The following is a 26,377-nucleotide window of genomic DNA, read 5'->3' as shown; positions in this document are numbered from 1 at the left end:
ATCGTCGGGTGACAAGCCTTTAAGATAAAGGAGCGAACTTTGCCATTATTGCTCTGGCGACATGATAACCATCTAAAGCAGCACTCATGATCCCACCGGCATAGCCGGCGCCTTCACCACACGGATACAATCCGTTATGGGTCAGTGAAACTTTAGTTTCATTATTGCGCATAATTCTTACCGGAGCAGAAGTTCTTGTTTCGATACCTGTGAGTAAAGCGCCGCTATCCGCAAACCCATGTATCTTCCTGTCAAAAGCAGCTATCCCCGCTCGTAAAGTATCCGTCACAAAATCCGGCAAAACACTGTCTAAGGCCCAGGCAGTAAGCCCCGGTCTGTAAGTCGGCTCGACAGCGCACTGCAAATCAGGCGGCAGCCTTTTCAAAAAACTGCCGACATTCTGCGCCGGTGCCTTATAGCAGCCTCCACCGGCCCTAAACGCCAGTTTTTCATAGTGCCGCTGAAATTCTACACCGGCCAGCGGATCTGTACCAAAATCCTGCGGGCCGACATTGACAACGATCGCACTGTTGGCGATCCCCGAATCACGTCGGTACATACTCATGCCATTGACGACAACACCGCCGGTTTCCGATGCCGCCGCAACGACCACACCACCAGGACACATACAAAAAGAATACGCTGTCCGGCTTTTATCCGGAGTATGGTGTACCAAGGCATAGTCAGCAGCACCTAAACGCGGATGCCCGGCAAAATCGCCATACTGCGCCTTATCGATCAGCTCCTGCGGGTGTTCGATCCGCACTCCGATCGCAAAAGGCTTGGCTTCAATGCCAACGCCAAGCTTCAATAAACTGGCATAAGTATCGCGGGCGCTGTGACCACAGGCCAATACAATGGCATTACTCATGATTTTTTCGCCGCCGGCAAGAGTTACACCAGTCAAAACGTTTCCGTTAACGATAAACCCGGTAACATGGGCATGATAGCGTATTTCACCGCCCAGAGCACGAATTTCATTTGCTAACCCTGCAACCATCGCGCGCAATTTATCCGTTCCCACATGCGGCTTGTGCTCATATAAAATTTCCTTAGGCGCGCCGGCCTGCACAAAATCTTTTAAAATACTTCCCATCACCGGATCATTGACCCGGGTGGTCAGTTTGCCATCAGAAAAAGTACCTGCGCCGCCTTCACCAAACTGAACATTGGAATCGGGATCAAAGTCCCCGTTTTGCCAAAAACGCTGCACATCCGTCACTCTTTGAGCTACAGGTTTGCCCCGTTCCAGCACCAGCGGCCGGTAACCATACCTGGCAAGCTCTAACGCGGCTAATAATCCAGCCGGCCCTGCACCAATAACAAGCGGCCGACCTGTTATCTTTTCTCCACCCAAAACAGGCCCTGCAAGCTGCTCTGCTGCCAGCAAACTGATATCTTTATCTTTGAGTAATCTGCCTGCCTGTTTGGCTGATATTCCCAAATTAACTACTACGTGGTAATTCAGGAAAATATTATTTTTACGGCGGGCATCAACTGCCCGCCGCACTATTTGTAAATCTTCAATATCCTGTTTTTTTAACCCCAGCTTTTTAGCTGCCGCCTCTTTAACTGACAGCTCTTCCAACAAAGGAACCCTGACATTATTCACCTTTAACAGCATTAGTAATCCTTCCTCATTCTGCTTCAATATGGACTTTGACCGTATGAGTATCAGCCATAGTTTTTTCGGGCAGCAAAAGTACTGCTTCGACATTACCGTCAGTACTGAATTTACCTAAATCTACCGGCTGGGTTTTGACCTCTGTTATATTCTGCAAAACCGATGGCTCGGCAGTCAATTTTACTGTTGCCGGTTCAGAAAGGGCACGCTTCATACTCATACCGCCAGTCAGCTGGCCTGTAGTTTCTACAACTACCGGTACTTCAACTGTGATCATCTGACGTACCAGCGAGGCTTTGACCTGCGCTTTGGCAGGTGTGATCTGTAAATCAGGCATTTCCAGCCCGCTATTGCTCATGGCGATCAAAGTACTTTCAACCTGGAAGTCGTTTTCACGCTCACTGACATCGACTGGAGCGACGACCCGGCCCATTTCATTGATACGGTGCGAGGCGCCTTTTACCGTTACACTGTCAGGAATGACCTCTCGTTTGCTTAAAGTAAAATCAGACGCAGGAATACCGATAACACGCGTCTCGACCTCCATGACCTTTTCTGTAACAGAATCAAGATAAGCATAAATATTGTTGGGATAGACTTCTAAAACAGTCCCCTGATTAAACTGTGCCTTGACAGGTAAAGTCTGCTGTCCGATATTTTTATCGGCAAAATCAACGTAAGCAGTAACTTCTTTTTCCGTTATGTCTCCCAAAACAGTTCTCTGGGCCTGTACCTTAACCCGTACTTTATCAGGAGCATCAAGCACGATCATACCCTCGGGAACATTACGCAGTTCCAAATTAACCACATAGTTACGCTCCACCAGTGGATTCTGGTCATTCATGACATACATCCATAGCGCACAGGCAATAATAAAAGCAATGACCCGTGCCAGCATATTTTCACGATCAAAGAAATTCCCCATCATTTGCCACCCCGAATCTCTTTGATTTTATCATTGATAACCTGCTTCCAGTTCAAAGAAGGCTGGACTACGGCAGCTCTCAGTAAACTCTTAATATCCTCACCGGTAAGATAACGATGCAGTTCACCATTCCGCGCCAACGAAATCGTCCCGGTTTCTTCGCTGACAACCAGTACTAAAGCATCAGACTGTTCAGAGATACCAATGGCAGACCGGTGCCGCGTTCCTAACTCCTGGCTCAGATTCCGCGCCTCAGTCAAAGGCAGCAGACAGCTGGCAGCCACGATACGATTACCGCGAATGACGACAGCGCCGTCATGTAAAGGAGTATCCGGTTCAAAAATATTCAGCAGCAGACTATCGGAAATCAGCCCATCAATCGGAACACCCGTCTCAATCCGTTCCTCCAAACCGGTTTCACGTTCAAAAACCATCAGTGCGCCTATCTTACGCCGGCTCATAATTTCCGTAGCATTGGTAACAGCATTCAACATGTCTTCCAGTTCTTTTTCGTCAAGCTCATTATGCTTGTGAAACAACCGTCCACGTCCGATCTGCTCCAACGCCCGGCGCAGTTCCGGTTGGAAAACGACCGGCAGCGCCACCATAACTACAGTCATACTTTTTTCCAGCAGCCAGGTAATAACATGCAGGTTAAGCCACTTACTTATAAATAAAATAACAGCCAAAACCAAAAGGCCTTTTACCAAAGTTGCGGCCCTGGTATTTTTCAGCATCAAATATATACGAAAGAGGAAATAAGCGACGACTAAAATATCCAAAACATCTAAAATGCTTATTGTTTTTAATAATCCCTGCAGCTGCAATAACAAACTCTTCACCTGTTTCCTAAGTATTTTTTCAGACAACAATATCCTAATATACATTATAACAAAAAACTCGTGCACTTCGCTATGCGAAATGCACGAGTTTAATATATTTTGCAAAAATTTCTTAAATTAATTATATTCTTGCTTTTAAATCCTCTAAAACAGCCTGCTGTTCAGCCAGCAGCACTTCACCACGGGCAAATTGCTTAGCATTTTCAGAAAAAGCAGGACCGCCGTAAGAAGTTCTAGCCGCCACACAGTTTTCCGGCTGCAAAGCGTCCAGCAGATCTGCCTCGAACAACCCCGAAAAAGTTTTATATTCTTCCAGCGAAAGCTCCGGCAGGAATTTTCCCTGATGGATAGCATAAGCCACACACTTACCCACAACTTCATGAGCCTGACGGAAAGGCAGGCCTTTGCGGACGAGATAATCTGCAAGATCGGTAGCATTGGAAAAATCTTTGCTGACTGCCTGTTCCATTTTTTCAACATTGACCGTCATCGTAGAAATCATATCACTGTAAACAGCCAAACTGAATTTAACTGTATCGACAGCATCGAAGAAGCCTTCTTTATCTTCCTGCAAATCCTTATTGTAGGTCAAGGGCAAGCCTTTGGCCGTAACCAGCATAGCCTGCAGGTGTCCGTAAACACGACCTGTTTTGCCGCGTACAAGCTCGGCAATATCGGGATTTTTTTTCTGCGGCATCATCGAAGAACCTGTAGCAAAAGCATCATCCAGTTCAATAAAACCAAACTCTGTACTCGACCACAGACAAATCTCTTCACTTAAACGGCTCATATGCATCATCAAAACGGAAGCAAACGACAAAAATTCAATGACATAATCACGATCGCTGACCGCATCCATACTATTAGCATAAACGCTGCCGAAATTCAGCTGTTCAGCTACATCAAAGCGGTCAATGGGAAATGTCGTCCCAGCAATAGCGCCCGCGCCAAGAGGCATCATATCCGCACCGGCCCACACGCCCTGCAATCTGCGAAAATCGCGCTGCAGCATATTGAAATACGCCAGCAGATGGTGTGCAAAGGTGATCGGCTGAGCTCGCTGCAAATGCGTATAACCAGGCATCAGTGTTTTATCGTGCTTTTTGGCAACTGCCAGCAGCGCCTTTTCAAATTGCAGCAGCAATTCACCGATTTCTACGATCTCACGTTTCATATACATATGCATATCCAAAGCAACCTGGTCATTACGGCTGCGGGCAGTATGCAAACGTGCCCCCGCCGCACCGATCCGTTCGGTAAGACGTGCTTCGATGTTCATATGGATGTCTTCTAAAGCCACCTCAAAACTGAAATTACCAGCTTCGATATCAGCAAGAATAGTTTCCAGCCCGGCTACGATCTTTTCCACATCTTCGGCAGGAATAATGCCGCATTTTCCCAGCATCTGCGCATGAGCGATACTGCCGCGGATATCTTCATGATACAACCGTTTATCAAACTCAATCGACGCATTGAACGCATCTACGAGCTCATTGGTATTTTTACTAAATCTGCCGCCCCAAAGCTTAGCCATTATTTCAGTTTTCCTTGTTTCATCAAAGCGCGCACTGTCAACGGCAGGCCGAACAGATTGATAAAGCCGCTGGCATCTGCCTGATTATAAACTTCGTCAGCGCCGAAAGTTACATATTCCTGGCTGTATAAGGAATAAGGAGATTTAGCGCCTGCAGAAATGATGTTGCCTTTGTACAGTTTCAAACGTACAGTACCGGTAACAGTTTTCTGCGTTTCATCGACAAAAGCTGCTAAAGCTTCACGCAGCGGTGAGAACCACATGCCGTCATAAACGAGTTCAGAATATTTGATGCCTACCATTTGTTTATAACTCATAGTAGCGCGGTCCAGACAAAGGTTTTCCAACTCATTGTGAGCGTAATAAATAATGGAACCGCCGGGAGTCTCATAAACGCCACGGGATTTCATACCTACCAGACGGTTTTCGACCATATCGCAGATACCAACGCCGTTGCGGATACCGATCTCGTTAAGAGTCTCAACAATAGCAGCAGGACTTAATTTCTTACCGTTAACAGCAACAGGTACGCCCTGCTCAAATTCCAATTCCACATATTCAGCTTTGTCAGGAGCGGTTTCAGGCGTATTAGTTACAATAAAGAGCGCGTCTTTAGGAGCATTCCAGGGATCTTCAAGATCGGAACCTTCATGACTCAGATGCCACATATTGCGGTCCATGGAATAATCATGCTCTTTTGTAACAGGAATGGGGATATTATGAGCTTCGGCAAAATCGATAGCGTCTTCACGGGAACGAATGCTCCATTCACGCCAGGGGGCAATGATTGCCAGCTGCGGCGCCAGTGCCTTTACAGAAAGCTCAAAACGGACCTGATCGTTGCCTTTACCGGTAGCACCGTGCGCAACAGCGTCAGCGCCTTCTTTTTCAGCAATTTCCACTAATCTTTTAGCGATCAGCGGACGGGCAAAAGAAGTACCCAACAAATATTTCTTTTCATAAACTGCGCCGGCTTTAACAACAGGCCAGACGTAATCGGCAATAAATTCTTCTTTCAAATCTAAAACATAGCATTTGCTGGCACCGGATTTCAGCGCTTTATCATGCACAGGATCAAGCTCGTCACCCTGTCCCAAGTCTGCGGTAACCGCAATAACTTCGCAGTTATTGTAGTTTTCTTTCAGCCAGGGAATGATTACCGAGGTATCCAGACCACCGGAATAAGCAAGTACGACTTTTTTGATGTCTTCTTTTTTCATTGTAGATACAGCCTCCTAAAATGTTTAAATATATAAGATTTTATGTATAAACTTGTAGCAACGAATATGATTATACCACATTTTCAGGAAAATGGAAGAGTTTTTATGAATGTATACCGTATTTTTATTTACAGCACTTCATCGCTCATCAAAAGGGCCATGACAGCTTTTTGCACATGCAGGCGATTTTCAGCCTGATCAAAAACTTTTGACTGCGGTCCTTCTAAAACCTCTTCGGTTATTTCTTCACCACGGTGTGCCGGCAGACAATGCAGCACCATAGCATCAGGACGGGCCACTGCCAGCAGTTCTTTATTGATTTGATATTCTCCCAAAGCCTCCTGACGGATAGACTGCTCCGACTCCTGTCCCATACTGGCCCAAACATCAGTATAAAGCACGTCTGCACCTTTAGCGGCCCTAAACAGATCGTCATCTACTTCGATCGTACAGCCGGTATGAACAGCATCTTCCTGCGCGGTCCTGACGATTTCCGGATCAGGCTGATAGCCCTGCGGGCAGGCACAAACCATATTCATGCCCACTTTGGCACAGGCGTACATCAAAGAATGCGCCATATTATTGCCATCACCCACATAAACAAGCTTCCGCCCTTTCAGTACTTCTTTGTGCTCCATGATCGTGAACAAATCTGTCAGCGCCTGACAGGGATGCAGCAGATCAGTCAAACCGTTAATAACGGGAATACTTGCATATTTAGCCAGCTCCAGTACAGATTCATGCGAAAACGTCCGGATCATGATCCCGTCCACAAAGCGCGACAATACTCGCGCCGTATCGCGCACAGGTTCGCCACGGCCGATCTGGGAAGCAGAATCGTTCAAATAGATCGGATGACCGCCCAACTGCCAGAAGCCTACCTCGAAGGATACACGCGTACGCGTTGAAGCCTTGGAAAAAATCATTCCCAGGGTTTTGCCTTTTAGATATTGATGCGGTTCCCCATTCTTCTGTTTACGTTTCAATTTCTTGGCAACATCTAAAATAGTCGCGACTTCACCCACTGATAAATCATGAATTGAAATCAAATCTTTATTTCTTAAACCCATTCTCCACCCTCACAAACTTGGTTAAAATTCGGCCAGCGCCGCATCTAAAGCAGCTACTGCCTGATCTATTTCTTCTTTGGTAACGATCAAAGGAGGAACTAAGCGAATCACGTTGCCGGCAGTACAATTGACGATAACATGCCGCTGCAGGCAAGCATCTACAAGCGCTTTGCCATCTTTGGCCAGCTCCATACCCAAAATCAAACCGCAGCCGCGTATTTCCACAACTTTATCCGGATATTTAGCCATCAAGGCCTCCAGCTGCTTTTTGAAATAGTCGCCTTTTTCTGCAGCCTGTTCTACGATATTTTCCTTTTTTATCGTAGTCAAAGTCGCATAAATAGCCGCACAGGCCAAAGCGTTACCGCCGAAAGTACCGCCATGGTCACCAGGTTTGAACACACGGGCCAGCCTTTCTGTAACTACAAAACCACCGACCGGAAAACCGCCGCCGATGCCCTTGGCAAAAGTCATGATGTCAGGTTTAACGCCGCTATGCATATAAGCAAACCATTTTCCCGTACGTGCGACGCCTGTTTGAATTTCATCAAAAATAAGCAGTGCGTCGTATTTATCACATAAAGCTCGTGCTTCCTGCAAATACGTGTCACTGGGAACATGAACGCCGCCCTCACCCTGAATGGGTTCCAGCAAAACGCAGCAGACATCTTCATCCATAGCCTCGCGCAGTGCTTCCAGATCGCCGTAAGGCACATAGTCAAATCCTGCCGGCAGCGGTTCATAGCCCTGCTGATATTTAGGCTGGCCTGTAGCGGTCACAGTCATCATCGTCCGTCCATGAAAGGAATGTACCGCAGTGATAATACGATATTTCCCCTCGTTTTTCTGGTGACCATATTTACGCGCCAGTTTAATAGCGCCTTCATTGGCTTCAGCACCGCTGTTGGCCAAAAAGACCCTGTCAAAGCCTGTTGCTTCAATAATCTCTTTAACAGCCAATGCCTGAATATCAGTATAGTAAATATTAGAACAATGCATCAGTTTGGCAGCCTGCTCGCTGATAGCTTTTATCAAAGCAGGATGCGCATGCCCTAAAGAATTAACCGCTATCCCTGCCAGAAAATCCAGATATTCGTTGCCGTCAGCATCATAAAGCTTACAGCCCTTACCATGAGTAAGCGCCAGCTGATAACGGCCAAAGACCGGCAAATAATATTGCTCTGTCTGGTCGATGATTGTTTTTGCGTCCATTGAGATCCCCTCTAACTTTTTTATTCTCAGCTGTGTTTACAGCTCTTTGACAACTTCTGTGCCGACGCCTTCATCACTGAAGATTTCCATCAAAATAGTATGCTCGGCACGTCCGTCAATAATATGCGTTTTTTTAGCGCCTCCAGAAAGAGCCGTGATACAGGCCTTTACTTTGGGAATCATCCCGCCGTCGATATTGCCGCGAATGATCAGTTCCTGTGCTTTTTCAAAGCTCAGGGTAGAAATGAAGCTGGCTTCGTCGCGATAATCGGCATAAATACCCTTAACATCAGTCAGCACCAACAGTTTTTCCGCTTTCAGTGCCCCGGCTATTTCTCCTGCTACACTGTCGGCATTGATATTATAAGTTTCGCCGTTAGCGCCGACACCTGTAGGCGCAATGACCGGGATAAAATCATTATCGAGCAATACTTCTAAAAGCTCTGTATTGATTTTTTCGACATTACCGACATATCCGATGTCCACCAGGTTGACTTCACCATTTTCATATACGTCCGCCAAATGTTTTTTAGCGCGGATCAGGCCGGCATCCTTGCCGTTCAAACCAACTGCACGTCCGCCCAGAACATTCAAACGGGCAACAAGATCGGTATTGATCTTACCTACCAGCGCCATCTCAGCGATGCCTACGGATTCTGCGTCAGTAACGCGCAGACCGCTGACAAATTGTGTTTTTTTGCCGGCTTTGCCCAGCATGGCAGTGATCTCAGGGCCGCCGCCATGTACAACGACCGGACGCAGACCTGCGCATTGCAGAAAAACTATATCCTGCAGTACCTTAGTTTTAATATCATCATTCAGCATAGCGTTGCCACCGTATTTCACTACAACAGTTTTACCTTTAAAATCACGCAGATAGGGCAGCGCTTCCACTAAAGTTTTGATTTCTTCGTTACGTAACATAGACAGTTCCTCCTGTTTTTATGGCAGTACCGGGCCCTGGACCGCCATTTCGATATTTTTATAAATCTGCTGCGGCAACAGCTCCCGCCTCAGTAAAACAACAACTATACTCAGGTATGGTATTCGCCATTGATCTTGACATATTCATAGCTGAAATCGCAGGTCCAGACAGTGGCACTTTCCTGACCGGCAGCCAAATCGATAGTCATAGTGATATCATGCTCACTCATGATAGGCGACAGACTGGCCAACGGCACATTACAGTTCATACCCTGTTCAACCAGACGCACACCGCCGATTTCCAAATTAACTTTATCGGCAGTCATCGCCGCACCACTGTAACCTGCGGCGCAGACGATCCGTCCCCAGTTGGGATCTTCGCCGAAGAAGGCTGTTTTCACCAGCGGCGACTTGGCTATTGCCATCGCTGCGGCTTTAGCATCCTCCCAGGTAGCGGCGCCGACAACATTGACCTCTAAAAATTTAGTAGCCCCTTCTCCGTCATGGGCAATCAGCTTCGCAAGATCCTGCGCACAGGTCAGCAAAGCTTCAAAAAACGCCGGATAATCCGGATGCTCCTCGGAAAGAATGATCTCGTTTTCAGCCAGTCCGTTGGCCAGTACGATCATACTGTCATTAGTGCTGGTGTCCCCGTCAACGACAACCATATTAAAGGATTTATCCGCCGCAGCTTTAACAGCACGTTTTAAAACATCCGGGGCAATCGCTGCATCCGTAGTCAAAAACGTCAGCATAGTCGCCATATTTGGATGAATCATCCCCGCTCCCTTGGCGATACCGGCAATTTTGGCAGTCTTGCCGCCAACCTCAAACTCATAAGCCGCCCGCTTAATAAAGGTATCTGTTGTCTGGATCGCCATTGCGCAGCTTTCGCCTTCTGCTTCATCCATAGCGTCAATGGCATCAGCCAGACCGGTTTTTATTTTATCCATCGGCAAAAAATGCCCGATGACACCAGTACTGCAAACATAAACCTGCTGCGGCTCGATCCCCAGAAGACCGGCGGCAAAAGTCTGCATCTCCTTAGCATCCAGCAGCCCCTGCTCACCCGTACAGGCATTAGCACAGCCGCTGTTGACTATGATAGCCTGAGCGGCCGCTTCCTGCGCCACTTCCCTGCTTACCAGGACAGGCGCGGCACACATTTTGTTCTGAGTGAAAACAGCGCCCGCAGCAGCAGGGACCGTGCTGTAAATAACAGCCACATCATGATTACCGCTGGCTTTGATCCCGGCTTTGACACCGGCGGCAAGAAATCCCTGCGGCGCAGTTACCCAGCCTTCGATTTTTTTCATTGTTTACGCCTCCTCAAGGATAGATCGGTAATTGGGTCAAACCAGTATTTTCCGGTATGCCAAACATTACATTCATATTCTGTACAGCCTGACCGGCCGCACCTTTTACTAAATTATCCAACGCGCTCATAACGATGATGCGCCCAGTACGTCTGTCCATCTGCCAGCCAATGTCCACATAATTAGAAGCTCTGACATTTTTTATTTCCGGACAGGCACCCTGTCCGCGCAAACGAATGAAATATTCATCACCATACATTGCCGCAAAAGCTTCCTGTACCTGGACTTCACTGACACCAGCTTTATGAGAAGCGTAGCAGGTTGCCAGAATCCCACGATCCACCGGCAGTAAATGCGGCGTAAATTGAATTACCACATCTTCGCCGGCATATTCACTGTAGACCTGCTCGATTTCAGGCGTATGCCGGTGACTGGCAACACCGTAGGCATGAAAATTCTCATTAACAGAGCAATACAAACTGCCTAATTTTAAGCCGCGCCCCGCGCCTGTAGTTCCGGATTTCGCGTCTACGACGATCCCCCGTGGTTCGATCAACCCTGCTTTCAATAACGGCACCAATGCCAAAATACTGCAGGTCGTATAACAGCCGGGATTGGCTAAAATTTTCGCAGCTTTGACCTGGTCCCTATATAATTCGGTCAGACCATAAACCGCCTGCGTTTCCGGGTCCTCATGTTTTACTTTATACCATTCTTCAAAAACCCGCACATCCTTAAATCTATAGTCACCGCCCAGATCGATAATTTTTACAGCACGCTTTTTCAGCTGCCTGCCAATTTTCATAGCATGTCCATGCGGCAAAGCAATAAAAATAACATCGCTCTGGTCAGCAATCTGCTCAAGCTCCTGCATACTGCCCAAAGATATTTCGATACGGGCAGACAAATGCGGGTACATCGCGGCGATACTTTCACCGGTACTGCTTTCAGAAGTTATCGCGGCAAGTTCTACTTCCGGATGGCCGTCTAATAATCTTAGCAGTTCAGCTCCGGCAAAACCTGTAGCTCCAATGACACTTGCTTTCATATCCAACCTCCCTAAAACTTATGATTTGTAATTATACAACTACCTTGCATATTTTTGCAAGTATTTCCCTGAATTTTTTTCAAAAATATCTTACTGTAAAAAAATCTGTCTATTCTTAGAAACACTAACCCTATTTTATTTAATATTGTACTACTTTAAAGGTCTTTTTTCAAAACTTTTTTCAATTTTTTATTCATTCAGAACTGATTTTTTTCATTTTATTATTTCTGCAATCTCTGATACAATAGACTTAGTAGTTATCATTATTTTATGAGGTACCTTATGTTCAAAATATTAGTTCTTATCATTGCTGCCGTGAGTATTTTTTTCTGGTATCCTGCCAGCGGCGACCCCATCCAAAAAGATGTTGCAAAGCCAGCACCTCAGCACACTGTGCAGCAGCCCAGCGAACACAGCCAGGCAACTGTTTTTTTGCTTTCACTTTTGCCGCCCAAACAGGAGTGGCCTGATCCGGTGCAGAAAATCTGGCTGAGCCTGAATATCGAAGAGGCTGTTCAGGAACGTACGAAAGACATCGACTGGGTGCCGATCACAGAGATCCCTATTGAAATGCAGCAGGCTTTACTGGCAATCGAAGATCACAATTTTTACAGCCATGGCGCCATCGATATCGACGGCATACTGCGCGCCGCATTAGTAAATATTACTGCCGGAGAAGTTGTTCAGGGCGGCAGCACGATCACGCAGCAGCTCACTAAAAATCTTTTTCTCTCGCAGGAGCAGACCCTGAGCCGCAAAGCTGAAGAAGCCCTGCTGGCTTTAGTTATGGAACAGCATTACAGCAAAGACCAGCTTTTAGAGATTTATTTCAATACGACTTATTTTGGCGCCGGCGCCACCGGACTCAAAGCTGCAGCATTGACCTATTTTGCTAAACAGCCCCAGGAACTGCAGCTGGCCGAATGTGCCGTTATCGCTTCCCTTCCTTACGCACCTTCTGCTCTCAATCCGTTGGAAAACCCTGAAGGCTGCAAAAAAAGGCAGCAGCTGGTTCTGCAGACAATGGTCAAACGCGGCTATATCGGCACGACCATGGCCGAAAAAGCTGCTTCCGCACCTGTGCATCTTGCCAACGGCACCACGTTTTAAAAGCAAATGGCATCTTAGCTAAGCTAAGATGCCATTTTTATTTCTCAGTTACAATATGATATTTTCCACCGTCAGTCCATAGAGTAATTTCTCCATCCCTGCTGGTAAATTTAACAGGGATCTGCAAATGCTGAAATGTTCCCAAAACTTTTGTGTTAGGATGATTATATTTTTCTTTTTCACCGCAGCTTATCAAAGCCAGGCCTGGCTGCACCGCCTGCAAAAAATTATAGGTAGATGATGTCCCACTGCCATGATGGGGAACCTTCAAAACAGTGCTGTGCAGCTCACTGCTGTAATGTTTCACCAGCGCATGTTCTGCTTTTGCCTCAATATCACCTGTAAAAAGCATCGAGAAGTCACCATATTGCAATTTAAAAACCAGACTATTGTTATTTAAATCTTTTTCAGGAAAACGCCGTTTAAGCGCCGGCGCTAAAAATTTTAATTTCAGATCATCGCCAAATTGCAAGCTTGCTCCGTCACGTAACACCTGCCGCCGCAATTTGCCGGAAGCTGCCATTTTTACCAGCTCCTGGGAAATTGCACTTTGAGAGTTTGTGATCCCATTATCGTAAAAGTTCGGTACATCAAAATTCTGCAATACCTTAATGGCACCGCCTAAATGATCTAAATGATGATGTGTAATGATCAAAGCGTCCAGTTTGCTGACGCCCAAGTTCTTTAAGCGTCGAACAAGCAGTTCGCTGTGTTTGTAATCACCTGTATCTATAAGTATTGCCGCAGCTGCTGTTCTCAATAAAATCGCGTCTCCGTGTCCAACGTCCAGCATTTTTACTTCCAGCTGCCCCTGCGGCGGCAAAGCTGCCTGATGCGCTTCCGAAGCGAAATCAAAAACTGCATAGCTATAAGCAGCTACTGCCAGAATGATCGTTAAAATAATCTGTAAAAATCTTTTCATCTTGCCTCACAAAAATAAAACGTGCCGTCAATTACCGGCACGTTGAAAAATCTACTGCTGGGACAGTTTCTGCTTCATGATACGCTTATACGTTTCAACACCCGGTTGGTCATAAGCATCGACATCAGCCAGTTCGCCTTCATAGGCTACCGAAAGCATCAGAAAATAAAGCAGCTGGCCCAAATAATAGGCATCGAGACGCGGTAAAATATATTTCGCATTTAAACGTCCATCGCTGGCCAGCGCCTCTGCATTGGCAGCCAAAGCAATTTTCAGCGCGGTATCTACTGCCAGTCCCTCATACTTTTTAAAAGCGGCGATATGATCAAAAGGATTGTTCAAAGTAATCTGCTGATCGCGTTCCAAGATTTCAACAAACTGCACAACTTTATCCTTTTTGCCATCCTGGTGCTGCTGCGTCTGCGCATGCATATCAGTAGAACCGACGGCCACCACCGGAGTCCGTCCATAATAAACAATATTGCCTGCGCGATCTCTGCGCTTGCCCAGCGATTCGGCCAGCAGCTGTACATACCACTCGCCCACGGATTTCATTTTCGCAGCATACGGCATAAAGACTTCAATATCAAGGCCCTTTTCAGCTGCCGTATACTTCAAGGCAGCATTCAGCAGTGCCGGGTTTTCTTCAAGCGAAGATGCGCGGCAGGCCATTTCCATATCTTTTGCACCAAGCAGAAAGGCATCTATATCCATACCAATAGCTGCAGCAGTGATCAAGCCCGGATCGCTGAAGATGCAAAAACGCCCGCCAATGCCTTCTTTAATATCGAAACAAGGCCATGACCGCTCTTTAGCCAAACTGCATAAAGGCGACGCTCCCTCAGCAAGATCAGTTACAACAGCTACTTCCAGCTGCAACAGCGAAGATTTCTGGCATTGCTCATAAAAATAGGTAAATGCCGCTAATGTTTCCAAAGTCGTACCGGATTTGGAAATCGTCACAAGCAGTACCCTGAACTGTTCCTGTTTTCCCAGCCTGTGCTGCGCCAAATACTCCAGTTCGCTGACAATTTCATGATACTGATCCCCATCTAAATTATTGCCCGAGAAATATATCCGTGGATAACCCTGTCTGCTTTTTTCGCAGCCGACATTCCAGCCGGAACCGGCAAAAACATCAAACAGTACTTTGTTGCCGAGATAGGAGCCGCCTACTCCCAAAAAAACAACCGCATCTATTTCCTGCTGTAAATATCTGCCGAACTGTTTTAATTTGCTGATAGAAGCCGGTGTATTAGGATTGCCTTCCTGAACAAAAGGTAATTTCGTAAAAAAAACAGGCTCCGGTGTGCCATCTTTAGATAAATGGGCTTTGGCTACACCCTGCTCACGTATCTTCAGTAAAGCCTCTGCCGCAGCCGCTGCTCTGCTCTGCAAAGCTTCAATGGCAGCAACTGTCACTGTCGGAGTGTTTATCATATTGCCGTAATCAAAAACAAAGCCGCTGGCTAATGTTATTTTACCTGATAATTTCATAATATCACCATATCAATTATTTATATACTTAAATATTTTATCATAAAACTATAGTAAAAGCAAAAGAACCAATGCCTGAAAGCATTGGTTCTTTGAATATTATTTCTTCAGATTACGCAGGTAATTCTCTGCTGTTTCCAGCTGGATGTCCCTGGTTGCCTGTTCCGGAAGTTCTACCACTTCGTCAGGCGTGATGCCCGTACCATTGATAGAACGTCCTGAAGGTGTGTAATATTTAGCTGTAGTTAGTTTTAAGCCCGTATTCTGCGGCAGTCTGTATACAGTCTGCACCGAGCCCTTACCAAAAGTCTGCGTGCCAAAAAGCTTACCTGACTTAGTGTCCTGCACCGCTCCGGCTACAATTTCAGAAGCGCTGGCGCTGCCGTGATCGACCAGTACAGCCAGAGGATACTTAACTTTTTCCAAATAAGATTCTTCCGTATATTTACGGCCTTCACGATCGATAACGGACACGATCGGCCCCTTAGGAACCAAATATTGAGCAACGCGTACAGACTCTCCCAAAATACCGCCCGGATTCTGCCTTAAATCCAGCAGCAGAGACTGCATACCCTGTTCTTCCAGTTCCTGGTACTTCCTGACAAACTCACCGGAGGTATTCTCATTGAAAATAGCGATCCTGATATAACCGATCTTACTATCCGGCAGCATCTCACCTGCAACCGATTTGATCTTGATATCACCGCGTACCACTCTTACTGTACGTTCATTGCCCTTGTTATCATCCAAAACCAACTCTACTTCGGTGCCCTGAGTACCGCGAATCATGGCAACAACGTCTTCCAGCTGCATCCCGGCAGTTTTTTTGCCATCGACCTGCACTATCTTCTCACCGGCCTTGATGCCCGCTTTTTCTCCAGGAGTTCCCTCCAAAGGCGCAACTACAACAAAATTATTGTCCTTCTTGCCAACGACTACGCCGATACCGCCAAAAAAGCCTTCTGTTACATTGCTGATATCCTTGAAATTCTGCTGATCCAAATAAACAGAGTACGGATCATCCAGGGCTTTGACCAGACCTGTTGCTGCCCCGTCAAATAATTTTCCATCATTCGGCTGTTCCACAAATTTTTCCCGGACCAAAACTAAAGTCTTAAGAAACTTGAGACTTCCTAAAGCATCGCCGGTAACTCGTTCCATACCGTAGAATACGGCTCCAAGTGTAACAACTATAGCGCAAAGGCAGGCTATAAGCACTGTCATCATACTAAAACGCTTTTTAAACATAACTTCTGCCCCCGCTTATCTTTTCTGAACTCAAGGTAAATAATCCAATGGTTCGGTCACTTCACCGTGGATACGTACTTCAAAATGACAGTGCGGACCAGTCGACCAGCCAGTGCTGCCTGCATACGAGATCACCTGACCCTGATTGACATATTGTCCCTCACTGACAGCCAGTTCCTGATTATGACCATAAAGAGAAACCAGCCCGCCACCATGATCGATCATGACTGCATAGCCGTAGCCGCCCATCCAACCTGAATAAATTACCGTCCCCGAATCAGCAGCCACGATCGGCGTGCCATAATCGCAGGCAATATCCATACCGGAATGGTATCTGGTAGTACCAAACACAGGATGTGTGCGCCAGCCATAATAAGAAGTTATCTCACCGGTCACCGGCCAGATGAATTTGCCGGTCCCACCGCTTGTAGGCATAGAAGAACTGCGTTCCAGGCTTCTTAACATACTGGCGATGTTCTCAGAAATAGCCAGCAAACGATCATAATCTTCGTCGGCCTGACGGCTTTCTTCCTCTGCTTTATAAAGCAGCTGTGCACGTTCTTCCTTACTTGCTTCAGCTTTTTGCTGCTTTTCCTCAAGGTCGCTGCGCATTTTTTCAATGTCAGCCATCTGTGCATCCAGTTCTTTCTGACGCGCTTCGATTTCAGCCGTTTCCTTCATGATCGTATCCATCATAGCCAGATCGCGGCTGATGATTTTTTGCAGTAAAAACATCCTTGAAGAAAAATCAGAAAAATCTTTTGCGCCCAGCAGCACATCGAGATAATTGATCTGACCATTGATATAAATATCGCGCAGACGCTGACGGTAAATCTTCATGCGTCCTTCCATTTTAGCTTTCTTTTCAGCTAAAACTTCCTGATTTTCGTCGATCAGCGGCTGCAGTTTATCCCGTTTGGCTTCAATTTCTTTGATTTCGACCTGCAGACGATTCAATTCGGCGACGATCTCTTCCATCCTGTCGCTGGCAGCCTCAGCCTCGCGACGGGCCCGTTCTTTAGCTATTTCCATTTGCTGCATTTTTTGCTGTACGTCGTCATATTCCGCTTGCTTATCTTCCAGCTCATTTGCAAAAGCCGGCAGGATCTGCATAACAGCGAACATCAACGCCAATACAGCCATCAGAACTTTCTTTTTTGGCATAATCGGCCTCCGCTGTTAAACTTTTAAAAACTTACGCAGGGAAATATAACTTCCTGCCGCACCAATCGCCGTTCCGGCTAAAACAATAGAAATATCAACATAGGTGAGCATCGGATAAGCAGGCACCATCGGCAGGAAAGCCAGCGTCGCATAAATACGCGACAAAAGTGCCGCATAAGTACCGTTAATGACAAAATTGGCGATCAACGCCCCAAAAAATCCCAGCGTCATACCTTCCAAAATAAACGGCCACCTGATAAACCAGTCTGTCGCGCCAACATATTTCATGATATTGACTTCCTTACGCCTGGCAAAAACTGTGAGCCTGATAGTATTGGCAATAATAAACAGTGTTGCAAGCGCCAGCAGAATAACCAGCACGACGCCGCCAATACGCAGTATTTTCGTCATCTGAAAAATATGTTCCACAATTTCCTGCCCAAATTTAGCAGTTTCTACGCCTTCCATCTCATGGATCTGCGGCGCCAGTTCATTGATCCGGTCAGGCTTGTCCACCTGCACCTCGAACGAATTAGGAAAAGGGTTGTCCGTTCCTAATGAATGCAGCAATTTCTCCTGCTGTCCTAACCGCTCCTTGAACCTGGCCAGAGCCTCCTGTTTGCTGACCTCTGTTACACTGAGGACCCCCGGCAGGTTTTCCAGTGTCTGCTTCATATCGCTTAACCCTGAACCTTCAACGGAATCCTCCATATAAACAGTGATCTGGACCTGGCTTTCAAGATATTGAGCCAGATTATTGGTATTGATAAAAATCAACAGAAACATACCTAAAACAAGTAGCGAAAGCGCTACTGTAGATACTGAGGCAAGACTCATCAAACCGTTGCGTTTGATAGATTTATAGGTTTCCCGGATAAAATATTCCTTTGTACTAAGACTCATAACCGTATACCCCTTTTAAATCATCACGAACAATGGACCCTTTTTCAATAGCAATAACACGCTTTTCCATATTATCAACGATTTCCTTATCATGGGTAGCCATCACGATAGTGGTACCGCTTTCGTTGATCTCACTGAAAATCCGCATGATATCCCAGCTTGTTTCCGGGTCAAGGTTACCTGTTGGTTCGTCGGCAATTACCAGCAGCGGATCATTGACGATAGCACGCGCAATCGCTACACGCTGCTGTTCACCGCCTGATAATTCTGTTGGATAAGAATTGGCACGCTTGCGCAGACCAACCAGATCCAGCACACTCATCACGCGGCGTTTGATTTTACGATAGGGAGTCTCAATAACCTGCATGGCAAACGCAACATTATCATAGACGGTACGGTCAGGCAGCAACCGGTAATCCTGAAAGATAATTCCCAGCTGCCTGCGCAGATAAGGGATCTCCTTTTCTTTCAGTTCCAGTAAATCGACACCATTTACATATATATTGCCAGTGGTAGGTATTACCTCACGAAAAAGCATCTTAATAAAAGTAGATTTGCCCGCGCCGCTTGGCCCGACGACAAAAACAAACTCGCCCGGCTGGATATGGATATTGACATCACGCAAAGCTACTGAACCGCTTGGATATGTTTTACTGACATCGGTCATTAAAAGCATAGGTGAAAGCTCCCTTCTCTTCAACACTCAAACAATTAAGTCAGTCTTTATCATCACGACAAATTCCAATTCATCGTTTTTTTCAACCTTTTTTTAGCAAAGCAAAAGCTTTATCAGAATTGATCTGCGCTTTCTGCCTCAATATCTCAATATTCTTATTCTGTTCAAGCGGTGCTTTCTGCCAACCGGCTACAGCAGCCTGAACAACCATATCTCCATCGATTTTTTCAACAGTGCCAACAGGTTTTTCACCAATAGCATTTACAAAACTATCTACTTTAGGATCATAGGATATTGCCAGGATCGGCGTCTGCATTACCGCGGCAAAAACCAGTGCATGCAGCCGCATGCCAATCAAAAGATCGCAGTTTCCTATAATGGAAAGAAATTCCTCGGTATTATATCTTTCATTTAACAGAAATACATCTTTTTGACAGGCCAACGCCTTCCGCAGTTTTTCACAGGCTTTGACATCGACTGAATACTGCAGCGGCAGCAAGATAAGCTGCGCGCCATAACGCTGCTGCAGTTTAGAAGCGGCTTCAGCCAGAACCTGGAAGCATCTGGCATCGCCGGCCCAGGGCCGTACAGAGATCCCGATAACGGGCTTTGTTAAATCTACGCCGGCTTTCTGCAGCAGGGTTCTGCCGCCTTCGCCGGTAACCGGCTTCAGCGAAAGGACTGAGTCAGCAGTAACTGTTATTTTAGCGGCAGCTACTCCCATTTCCTTAAGTTCAGAGGCCGATTCACGATCTCTTACTGTGATCAGATCTGCCTTATTGCAAACAAAGCTTGTCAATTTACGGGCCCATTTTGCTCTGATAGGACCAATCCCCTGAGCAAAGAGCATCACTTTTTTGCCAAAAAACTTTCCTAAACCAATAATACTCAGGTAATAGAGTAAACTACGCTTACTGGTCACATCCTGAAGCAAACTGCCGCCGCCTGAAAGAATCAGTTCAGAAGCATACATTGCCTGAATAACCGCCCAGGGATTAAAACGGTATACACTGCGAACCTGGTGTTTGGCCGCAGTGTCCTCCGGATTACCTGACAACACAGTCAGCTCTACGTTCTCTTCCACTTGCCGTAACGATTCTATGATAGCAGTAAGCATGGCTTCGTCACCGGCATTGGCAAAACCGTAATAACCGGAAATCAAAATTTTACTCATGCTCCAAGAATCTCCTTTGCCATTTCTGCACATAAGGCAGCAAAATAGAAACGGCGATAACAGCGATGATACCTAAAAAGGCACCTAAAGCATAACCGTCAACGGCACGAATATAACTCATAATCACAGGAGTCCGCATATGCGCAAAAGTCTGTACCAAAGAACCCTGACCGATCGTAGCGGCGACAACCAACAGCATCTGCCACAAACGCGGCGCCTGTTTATAGGCAGCAAAAGCCGCTAAATAAAACGCCGGATGACCGATCATAAATTCTTTTTCACGCGGCCGGGCATACATGACCTGTTCCAGGAACAGACGCATTTTTATTTCCAGCGCGGGAACAGGGACCCCGGCAGTATGACCGCTGCGGCCGACAAAAATATACGCCACAAAAGCCAATACCCCTAAAAAAGCCACGTGCTTCACTGTTATTCTGGTACTGAAAAAGTTTTGCAGATGCACAGCCAGATTGCCCATCCGGCCCCTGCTCAAAACATTGAAGCGCTGCATATACCATAAAGAGATCAGCAGTACCGGCAGAATAAACGTTAATTTAACGCCTTTATAAATGTCGATTTCCAGGAAAAATCTGCTGTCACCCAAAACAGCCGATATAAAAGATGCTCCGATCAAAGAAAGCGTGACAGCCAAAGCCAGCTGCCAGGTAGCGCTGACAATGATCTTCAACGTGCCGGAAGCAGCCTTTTTACAGGACTCCCACAGCTCGACGATAACTGTCATCGACAGCACCGGGAAAACAGCAGCTGCCATCAGAGCCAAAAGCTGTCTGGTCAGTACCCCGCCAAATTTCAGTAAAGTTATACTGGCAACAACGCCGCCAGCCAGCAATAACATATACTGAAGTTTTTTGCTGAAATTAAATAACAGCGTCAGATACATGATGCCACCCGCCAGGATAGCAAAGGCCAGCGGAACAAACCAGATCCGTTCCGGGAAATAAGGAGCAAAACCGCCATCGGCAACATTTTTGGAAAATACTCCCGCCGGGCCAAGCTTATAGCCTCTTGCCTGCACATCGGCAGCAATTTTAGACACATAATCCAGATTAAGCTCTAAAATATCCCTGCCTTCCTGCGGGATCATGAACGGCTTGATATAGTTGATACGAATATTACGTTCTTCATCTGTTAAAGCCCAGCGTCTTAACGCTTCCGGCATTTTCAGTTTTCTCTGCTCAGCTTTATCAATTATATAGGTACGGGCAACACGATAGTCCATATGCTCCGCCAAAGGCAGCAGTCCATCCATTGGGGCAAACTGCAGCTGCGTATAATGTTCTACCATGCCAAAAGTCATATTTTTCTTTTTTAGCTTATGCGCCATATAGGCAATATAATCCGGATAACCAACAACTTCACGGCCGCAGCCTATATATCCGGTCACATTCGCGCCCGATTTATCGATCCTGCGGAAAATACTTCTGATCTTATCATAATCATTAGGCAAATAATTCATTGGTCTGACGATGACGTTAAAACCAAAAGCCTTTGCTTTACGCATCTCTTCTGTCGAAAGGCCTAAAGGAGCCTGCATAACGCCCGGCTTACTGTCGTAATTTTCTTCTGTGATGACCATGGGATTACCTAAAATCTCAATGATCTGCGGGTCGTTGTTCACAATCCGCAAACGATCCTTACCATAGCGCAGATACAGATCCTCCACCACTTCTGTTAAAACGTCGTATGACGTCCCAACAGTCACATAGACAGCATTGGGCACAACGATCCCTTCTGCCAGCACCGGTGCGAACTTGCCGCCGGCGCCGCCCAAAGCGGAACCTTTCAGCAGTTCCTCGCCGGTCACAGCTACGATAGAGCCATTGTTATTGAGCTTCTCCAGAGTAGTATCAAAAACCACCAGGCTCGTGACTCCCGCAGCTTTAAACTTTTCCAGGACGTCATTTAAGGACAAGCCTTCCCAATTGGCTATATGCTCCATCCCTTCATATTCCATTGCCATCTCAACAGTATCATTGCGCTGCTCGATCTCATAACGCTGATAGTTCAACCACAGCGAAACTATCAGACCTATAGCTATTATCGCAACAAGTACCGGGTTATAACGGCTTTTCATCAGCTGATCTCCACCTAATTCAAAATTTCTTTTTCAGCAATCACAGTTTCTTTTGCTGGCTGCGCAGATACGCTTCGACAAACATTTCCAGACCGCCGTCCATAACAGCCTGCACATTACCTGTTTCGGCATTAGTCCGGTGATCTTTGACCAGTTTATAAGGCTGGAATACATATGAACGAATCTGACTGCCCCATTCTATATCCTGATAGTCACCGGCAATATCGTTCTTCAAGGCATCCTGCTTGGCCCTTTCATATTCATATAACTTTGCGCGCAGAAGCTGCAGGCACCGTTCCCGGTTCTGGATCTGCGACCTTTGGGTCTGGCACTGCACGATGATACCGGTAGGCAGATGCGTCATACGTACGGCAGAGCTTGTTTTATTGACATGCTGACCGCCGGCGCCGCTGGCACGATAGGTATCAACCTTCAGATCGGCAGGATTGATGTCGATCGCCACGCTGTCATCCAGCTCCGGCATAACATCTACCGCTGCAAAAGAAGTATGACGGCGGGCATTCGCATCAAACGGCGAAATCCGCACCAGACGATGCACGCCTTTTTCACTGCGCAGATAACCGTAGGCATTATGCCCATTGATCTGCAGTGTAGCACTTTTCACACCAGCTTCATCACCGGGAAGATAATCAAGCATTTCCACTTCATAGCCTTCGCGTTCAGCAAAACGGGAAAACATACGCAGCAGCATGGAAGTCCAATCCTGCGCTTCGGTTCCGCCAGCGCCGGCATGCAAGGTAAGAATGGCATTATTCGCATCATACTCGCCGTTCAGCAGCATACCAAGTTCCAAATGCTCCACATCAGCACGAACAGCTGCCAGCAGCTCTTCCAGCTCCGGCAGCAAGCTTTCATCCTGCTCTTCCATTGCCAGATCGCACAGCACTTCCATGTCATCCACTCTGGTCTCCAGAGACCTGAACGTTTCAACCTCTTCTTTTAACTGCGTTACAGCCTGAGCTGTTTTCTGGGCCGTCTCCGGTTCATCCCAGAAGCCGGGCGCCCCCATTTTATGTTCTAATTCAGCAATGCGGTCCTCTTTGACAACTACGTCAAAGAGATCCCCTCATTTCCTCTAGTTTCTGTTTTAATGCGGCAATCTCAGGTTTATATTCCTCAATCAACACTAACTTCACATCCTCTCTTAATAACACCAGTAAAGTTGAAACTTACCGCTCCAACTTTACTGTATCTAACCCAACTATAAATTTCCCCGAATCATTATTTATCCTGACCGCAGCAGTTTTTATACTTTTTCCCGCTGCCGCAGGGGCAAAGATCGTTCCGGCCTGTCGTTTCACCTTTGACAATCGGCTGCTTCCTGACATCGTCGCCTTCGCCGGGATTATTGGTCGAAGCATTTTCCAGACGGTTTTCTACCTTCGGCTGCGCCACAACATTTACGCGGTAAATATAACGCACCACATCGTCCTGGATCGCATCGATCATAGCCTGGAACATATCATAGGCTTCAAATTTATACTCAACCAGAGGGTCCTTCTGTCCATAAGCACGCAGGCCCACGCCTTCACGCAGCAGATCCATCGAATCCAGATGTTCCATCCAATGATTATCGACTACTTTGAGCATGACCAGATTTTCCAGTTCGCGCATCAATTCAGGCGTGATCGCATCTTCACGTTCTGCGTAATGCTCATCGGCAACCTTATGCAGATATTCTTCCAGCTCTTCACGGCTGAAATTCTGCAGATAATCGATCTGCAGCAAACCTTCCGGAGCGTAGAACTCCTCAGCATAAGCGATCAGAGCCTGCAGATCCCAATCCTCCGAATAAACCTCAGGCGGCGCGTACATCGCCATCGTACGGTCTACTACTTTATGGACCATATCCATGATAGTATCACGCAGATTGGCCTGCTGCAGGATTTTTTTACGCTGTGCGTAAATGACTTCGCGCTGTTGATTCATAACGTCGTCATATTCCAGAACCTGTTTACGAATGGCAAAGTTTCTCGCTTCCACTTTCTTCTGCGCCGATTCGATAGAACGGGTAACAAGCTTATGCTCGATCGGCTCGTCTTCTTCCATACCCAGTTTATCCATGATACTGGAAATATTATCAGAACCGAACAAACGCATCAGATCATCTTCCAGCGACAGGAAGAACTTGGAAGAACCGGGATCGCCCTGACGTGCGCAGCGTCCGCGCAGCTGATTATCAATACGGCGGCTTTCATGCCTTTCCGTACCGATGATATGCAGGCCGCCCAATTCGGGTACGCCTTCGCCCAAAACGATATCAGTACCACGTCCGGCCATATTAGTAGCAATGGTAACTGCGCCATATTGACCTGCACCGGAAATGATCTCCGCCTCTTTTTCATGATATTTGGCGTTCAAAACATTATGCGGAATCCCGCGCCGTTTCAGCATCGCCGATAATTCTTCCGACTGCGCGATGGAAGTAGTGCCAACCAGCACCGGACGTCCGGACTTGTGGCATTCCTCGATCTCGTTGACAGCCGCTTTATATTTAGCGCGTTTGGTCTTCAAAATGACATCAGGATAATCAACCCTGATCATAGGTTTATTAGTCGGAATAACAACAACATCCAGCCCGTAAATCTTCTGGAACTCCTGCTCTTCCGTTTTAGCAGTACCGGTCATACCGGAAAGCTTCTCATACATACGGAAGTAGTTCTGGAAGGTGATCGTTGCCAAAGTCTGGCTTTCGCGCTCGACCTTAACGCCTTCCTTAGCTTCGATAGCCTGATGCAGACCTTCGGAAAAACGGCGGCCAAACATCAGACGGCCTGTAAACTCATCGACGATAATGACCTCACCGTCTTTGACTACGTAATCTTTATCGCGGTGCATGATAGCTTTGGCCTTCAGTGCGCACATCAGCTGATGCGAAAAGTCAACGCCGTGTTCCGTATCATACATATTTTCGATACCCAGCATTTTTTCTGCTTTGGCAATGCCGACTTCAGTAGGAGCAACTGTTTTCAGCTTTTCATCAACGGTATAATCTTCACCTTCATCCATTTTGGCAACAACCTGCGCCAAAACCTTGTAAAGCTCGGTAGATTTTTCACCAGGGCCGGAAATGATGAGCGGCGTTCTTGCTTCGTCGATCAGGATACTGTCGACCTCATCGACGATACAGTAATTCAACGGCCGTTGTACCATCTGGTCTTCATCGACGACCATATTGTCACGCAGATAGTCAAAACCAAACTCATTATTAGTACCGTAAGTAATATCGGCGGCATAAGCAGCCTTACGGTCAGGATAATCCAGCGCATGGGCGATCAGGCCTACGGAAAGGCCCAGGAATTTAAACACGCGTCCCATATCCTCGCTGTCACGGCGGGCCAGATACTCATTGACTGTAACGACATGCACGCCCTTACCGGTCAACGCGTTCAAATAGGCCGGTAAAGTAGCCACCAGGGTCTTACCTTCACCAGTACGCATCTCGGCAATTTTGCCGCGGTGCAGCACGCAGCCGCCGACCAGCTGCACATCGAAATGACGCATGCCTAAAACACGTTTGGCCGCTTCACGGACAACTGCGAACGCTTCAGGTAAAATATCATCCAGGGTTTCACCCTTAGACAAACGTACTTTAAAATCAGCTGTCTTAGCGGCCAGATTTGCAGAACTTAAGCCTACCATATCTTTTTCTAATGCGTTGATTTTATCGACAATGACTCCGATCTCTTTTAGTTCCTTCTCATTCGGGTCACCAAAAATTTTTTTCAACAAGCCTTCGAGCAAAATAATCACTCCTTAAATTTTTACAATAAAAAACACTATACCTAACTTAAAATTTTAGCAGAAAAGCCTGCAAAAGTCAAAAAGCCCGGGGCCTCAACCCCGGGCTTT

General features: G+C 46.7%; 21 protein-coding genes. 1 reads left to right on the top strand and 20 read right to left on the bottom strand.

Annotated features, from left to right (window positions below; all coding sequences use genetic code 11):
* Positions 1–19: 19 nt before the first annotated feature.
* The 10 genes from Q4G98_RS09220 to argC form a co-directional block, all read right to left on the bottom strand.
* A complete protein-coding gene (locus tag Q4G98_RS09220) occupies positions 20–1,621 on the bottom strand; it encodes an FAD-dependent protein (protein ID WP_366916993.1) in 1,602 nt (533 codons plus the stop codon).
* Positions 1,622–1,637: 16 nt separating this feature from the next.
* Positions 1,638–2,552: a YbbR-like domain-containing protein gene (locus Q4G98_RS09215; RefSeq protein WP_177561231.1), complete on the bottom strand. Its 915-nt coding sequence runs from the start codon at positions 2,550–2,552 to the stop codon at positions 1,638–1,640.
* On the bottom strand, positions 2,549–3,382 hold the full coding sequence (gene cdaA / locus Q4G98_RS09210; protein ID WP_044491756.1) for a diadenylate cyclase CdaA: 834 nt from the start codon (positions 3,380–3,382) through the stop codon (positions 2,549–2,551). Before cdaA ends, Q4G98_RS09215 begins: the two co-directional genes overlap by 4 nt.
* Positions 3,383–3,512: 130 nt before the next feature.
* Positions 3,513–4,925, bottom strand: a complete 1,413-nt coding sequence (gene argH, locus Q4G98_RS09205; RefSeq protein ID WP_298564544.1) for an argininosuccinate lyase — start codon at positions 4,923–4,925, stop codon at positions 3,513–3,515.
* Positions 4,925–6,145, bottom strand: coding sequence for an argininosuccinate synthase (locus tag Q4G98_RS09200; protein WP_177561229.1), 1,221 nt, complete (start codon positions 6,143–6,145; stop codon positions 4,925–4,927). Before Q4G98_RS09200 ends, argH begins: the two co-directional genes overlap by 1 nt.
* A 128-nt stretch (positions 6,146–6,273) precedes the next feature.
* On the bottom strand, positions 6,274–7,215 hold the full coding sequence (argF, locus tag Q4G98_RS09195) for an ornithine carbamoyltransferase (protein WP_177561228.1): 942 nt from the start codon (positions 7,213–7,215) through the stop codon (positions 6,274–6,276).
* Positions 7,216–7,236: 21 nt separating this feature from the next.
* Entirely contained in the window at positions 7,237–8,427 is a 1,191-nt protein-coding gene (locus tag Q4G98_RS09190) for an acetylornithine transaminase (RefSeq protein WP_177561227.1), read from the bottom strand.
* 36 nt (positions 8,428–8,463) lie between these two features.
* The gene (argB, locus tag Q4G98_RS09185; protein ID WP_021717949.1) at positions 8,464–9,351 is read right to left on the bottom strand and encodes an acetylglutamate kinase; all 888 of its coding nucleotides are present in this window, start codon (positions 9,349–9,351) and stop codon (positions 8,464–8,466) included.
* A 110-nt stretch (positions 9,352–9,461) separates the two neighbouring features.
* Positions 9,462–10,667 carry a bifunctional glutamate N-acetyltransferase/amino-acid acetyltransferase ArgJ gene (gene argJ / locus Q4G98_RS09180; protein ID WP_177561226.1) on the bottom strand — a complete coding sequence of 402 codons (1,206 nt, stop codon included), beginning with the start codon at positions 10,665–10,667 and terminating at the stop codon, positions 9,462–9,464.
* A 13-nt stretch (positions 10,668–10,680) separates the two neighbouring features.
* Positions 10,681–11,715, bottom strand: coding sequence for an N-acetyl-gamma-glutamyl-phosphate reductase (gene argC, locus Q4G98_RS09175; protein ID WP_298564539.1), 1,035 nt, complete (start codon positions 11,713–11,715; stop codon positions 10,681–10,683).
* 282 nt (positions 11,716–11,997) lie between these two features.
* Between argC and Q4G98_RS09170 the strand changes: the two genes are divergently transcribed.
* Positions 11,998–12,825 (top strand): transglycosylase domain-containing protein, encoded by an 828-nt coding sequence (locus Q4G98_RS09170; protein ID WP_298564537.1) that lies wholly within the window; start codon positions 11,998–12,000, stop codon positions 12,823–12,825.
* A gap of 37 nt (positions 12,826–12,862) precedes the next feature.
* Here the strand turns inward: Q4G98_RS09170 and Q4G98_RS09165 are convergent, their stop codons facing one another.
* The 10 genes from Q4G98_RS09165 to secA form a co-directional block, all read right to left on the bottom strand.
* Positions 12,863–13,747 (bottom strand): ComEC/Rec2 family competence protein, encoded by an 885-nt coding sequence (locus Q4G98_RS09165; protein ID WP_298564535.1) that lies wholly within the window; start codon positions 13,745–13,747, stop codon positions 12,863–12,865.
* Positions 13,748–13,798: 51 nt separating this feature from the next.
* The gene (locus tag Q4G98_RS09160) at positions 13,799–15,244 is read right to left on the bottom strand and encodes a glucose-6-phosphate isomerase (RefSeq protein WP_298564533.1); all 1,446 of its coding nucleotides are present in this window, start codon (positions 15,242–15,244) and stop codon (positions 13,799–13,801) included.
* A gap of 99 nt (positions 15,245–15,343) precedes the next feature.
* Positions 15,344–16,492, bottom strand: coding sequence for a S41 family peptidase (locus tag Q4G98_RS09155; RefSeq protein ID WP_177561221.1), 1,149 nt, complete (start codon positions 16,490–16,492; stop codon positions 15,344–15,346).
* A 30-nt stretch (positions 16,493–16,522) separates the two neighbouring features.
* Positions 16,523–17,656 carry a murein hydrolase activator EnvC gene (locus tag Q4G98_RS09150; RefSeq protein WP_293548680.1) on the bottom strand — a complete coding sequence of 378 codons (1,134 nt, stop codon included), beginning with the start codon at positions 17,654–17,656 and terminating at the stop codon, positions 16,523–16,525.
* A gap of 15 nt (positions 17,657–17,671) precedes the next feature.
* Entirely contained in the window at positions 17,672–18,559 is an 888-nt protein-coding gene (ftsX, locus tag Q4G98_RS09145; protein ID WP_177561219.1) for a permease-like cell division protein FtsX, read from the bottom strand.
* Positions 18,549–19,235 (bottom strand): cell division ATP-binding protein FtsE, encoded by a 687-nt coding sequence (ftsE, locus tag Q4G98_RS09140; RefSeq protein ID WP_021717958.1) that lies wholly within the window; start codon positions 19,233–19,235, stop codon positions 18,549–18,551. The genes ftsX and ftsE overlap by 11 nt, the downstream gene beginning before the upstream one ends.
* 82 nt (positions 19,236–19,317) lie before the next feature.
* Positions 19,318–20,409, bottom strand: coding sequence for a polysaccharide pyruvyl transferase CsaB (csaB, locus tag Q4G98_RS09135; RefSeq protein WP_298564529.1), 1,092 nt, complete (start codon positions 20,407–20,409; stop codon positions 19,318–19,320).
* A complete protein-coding gene (locus tag Q4G98_RS09130; RefSeq protein ID WP_298564528.1) occupies positions 20,402–22,504 on the bottom strand; it encodes a DUF5693 family protein in 2,103 nt (700 codons plus the stop codon). Before Q4G98_RS09130 ends, csaB begins: the two co-directional genes overlap by 8 nt.
* Positions 22,505–22,544: 40 nt before the next feature.
* Positions 22,545–23,652 (bottom strand): peptide chain release factor 2 gene (gene prfB / locus Q4G98_RS09125; RefSeq protein ID WP_177561216.1). Its coding sequence is split into 2 segments (ribosomal slippage): positions 22,545–23,579 and positions 23,581–23,652, totalling 1,107 coding nucleotides; the frame shifts between segments, so codons are not numbered across the junction.
* Positions 23,653–23,746: 94 nt separating this feature from the next.
* Positions 23,747–26,269, bottom strand: coding sequence for a preprotein translocase subunit SecA (gene secA / locus Q4G98_RS09120; protein ID WP_177561215.1), 2,523 nt, complete (start codon positions 26,267–26,269; stop codon positions 23,747–23,749).
* Positions 26,270–26,377 lie beyond the last annotated feature (108 nt).

The sequence above is a fragment of the uncultured Phascolarctobacterium sp. genome, from assembly GCF_958349595.1.
In the GTDB taxonomy this organism is placed as follows: Bacteria; Bacillota; Negativicutes; order Acidaminococcales; family Acidaminococcaceae; genus Phascolarctobacterium.
This window is presented reverse-complemented; position numbering and strand designations above follow the sequence as displayed.

Bases quoted from the DNA above. Each gene is read 5' to 3' on its own strand.
- Q4G98_RS09215 (WP_177561231.1), bottom strand. From the start codon at position 2,552: ATGATGGGGAATTTCTTTGATCGTGAAAATATGCTGGCACGGGTCATT.
- argH (WP_298564544.1), bottom strand. From the start codon at position 4,925: ATGGCTAAGCTTTGGGGCGGCAGATTTAGTAAAAATACCAATGAGCTC.
- csaB (WP_298564529.1), bottom strand. From the start codon at position 20,409: ATGAGTAAAATTTTGATTTCCGGTTATTACGGTTTTGCCAATGCCGGT.
- ftsE (WP_021717958.1), bottom strand. From the start codon at position 19,235: ATGCTTTTAATGACCGATGTCAGTAAAACATATCCAAGCGGTTCAGTA.
- Q4G98_RS09150 (WP_293548680.1), bottom strand. From the start codon at position 17,656: ATGCCAAAAAAGAAAGTTCTGATGGCTGTATTGGCGTTGATGTTCGCT.
- argC (WP_298564539.1), bottom strand. From the start codon at position 11,715: ATGAAAGCAAGTGTCATTGGAGCTACAGGTTTTGCCGGAGCTGAACTG.
- argB (WP_021717949.1), bottom strand. From the start codon at position 9,351: ATGTTACGTAACGAAGAAATCAAAACTTTAGTGGAAGCGCTGCCCTAT.
- Q4G98_RS09130 (WP_298564528.1), bottom strand. From the start codon at position 22,504: ATGAAAAGCCGTTATAACCCGGTACTTGTTGCGATAATAGCTATAGGT.
- argF (WP_177561228.1), bottom strand. From the start codon at position 7,215: ATGGGTTTAAGAAATAAAGATTTGATTTCAATTCATGATTTATCAGTG.
- Q4G98_RS09200 (WP_177561229.1), bottom strand. From the start codon at position 6,145: ATGAAAAAAGAAGACATCAAAAAAGTCGTACTTGCTTATTCCGGTGGT.
- Q4G98_RS09160 (WP_298564533.1), bottom strand. From the start codon at position 15,244: ATGAAATTATCAGGTAAAATAACATTAGCCAGCGGCTTTGTTTTTGAT.
- argJ (WP_177561226.1), bottom strand. From the start codon at position 10,667: ATGAAAAAAATCGAAGGCTGGGTAACTGCGCCGCAGGGATTTCTTGCC.
- Q4G98_RS09190 (WP_177561227.1), bottom strand. From the start codon at position 8,427: ATGGACGCAAAAACAATCATCGACCAGACAGAGCAATATTATTTGCCG.
- ftsX (WP_177561219.1), bottom strand. From the start codon at position 18,559: ATGAGTCTTAGTACAAAGGAATATTTTATCCGGGAAACCTATAAATCT.
- Q4G98_RS09165 (WP_298564535.1), bottom strand. From the start codon at position 13,747: ATGAAAAGATTTTTACAGATTATTTTAACGATCATTCTGGCAGTAGCT.
- Q4G98_RS09170 (WP_298564537.1), top strand. From the start codon at position 11,998: ATGTTCAAAATATTAGTTCTTATCATTGCTGCCGTGAGTATTTTTTTC.
- Q4G98_RS09155 (WP_177561221.1), bottom strand. From the start codon at position 16,492: ATGTTTAAAAAGCGTTTTAGTATGATGACAGTGCTTATAGCCTGCCTT.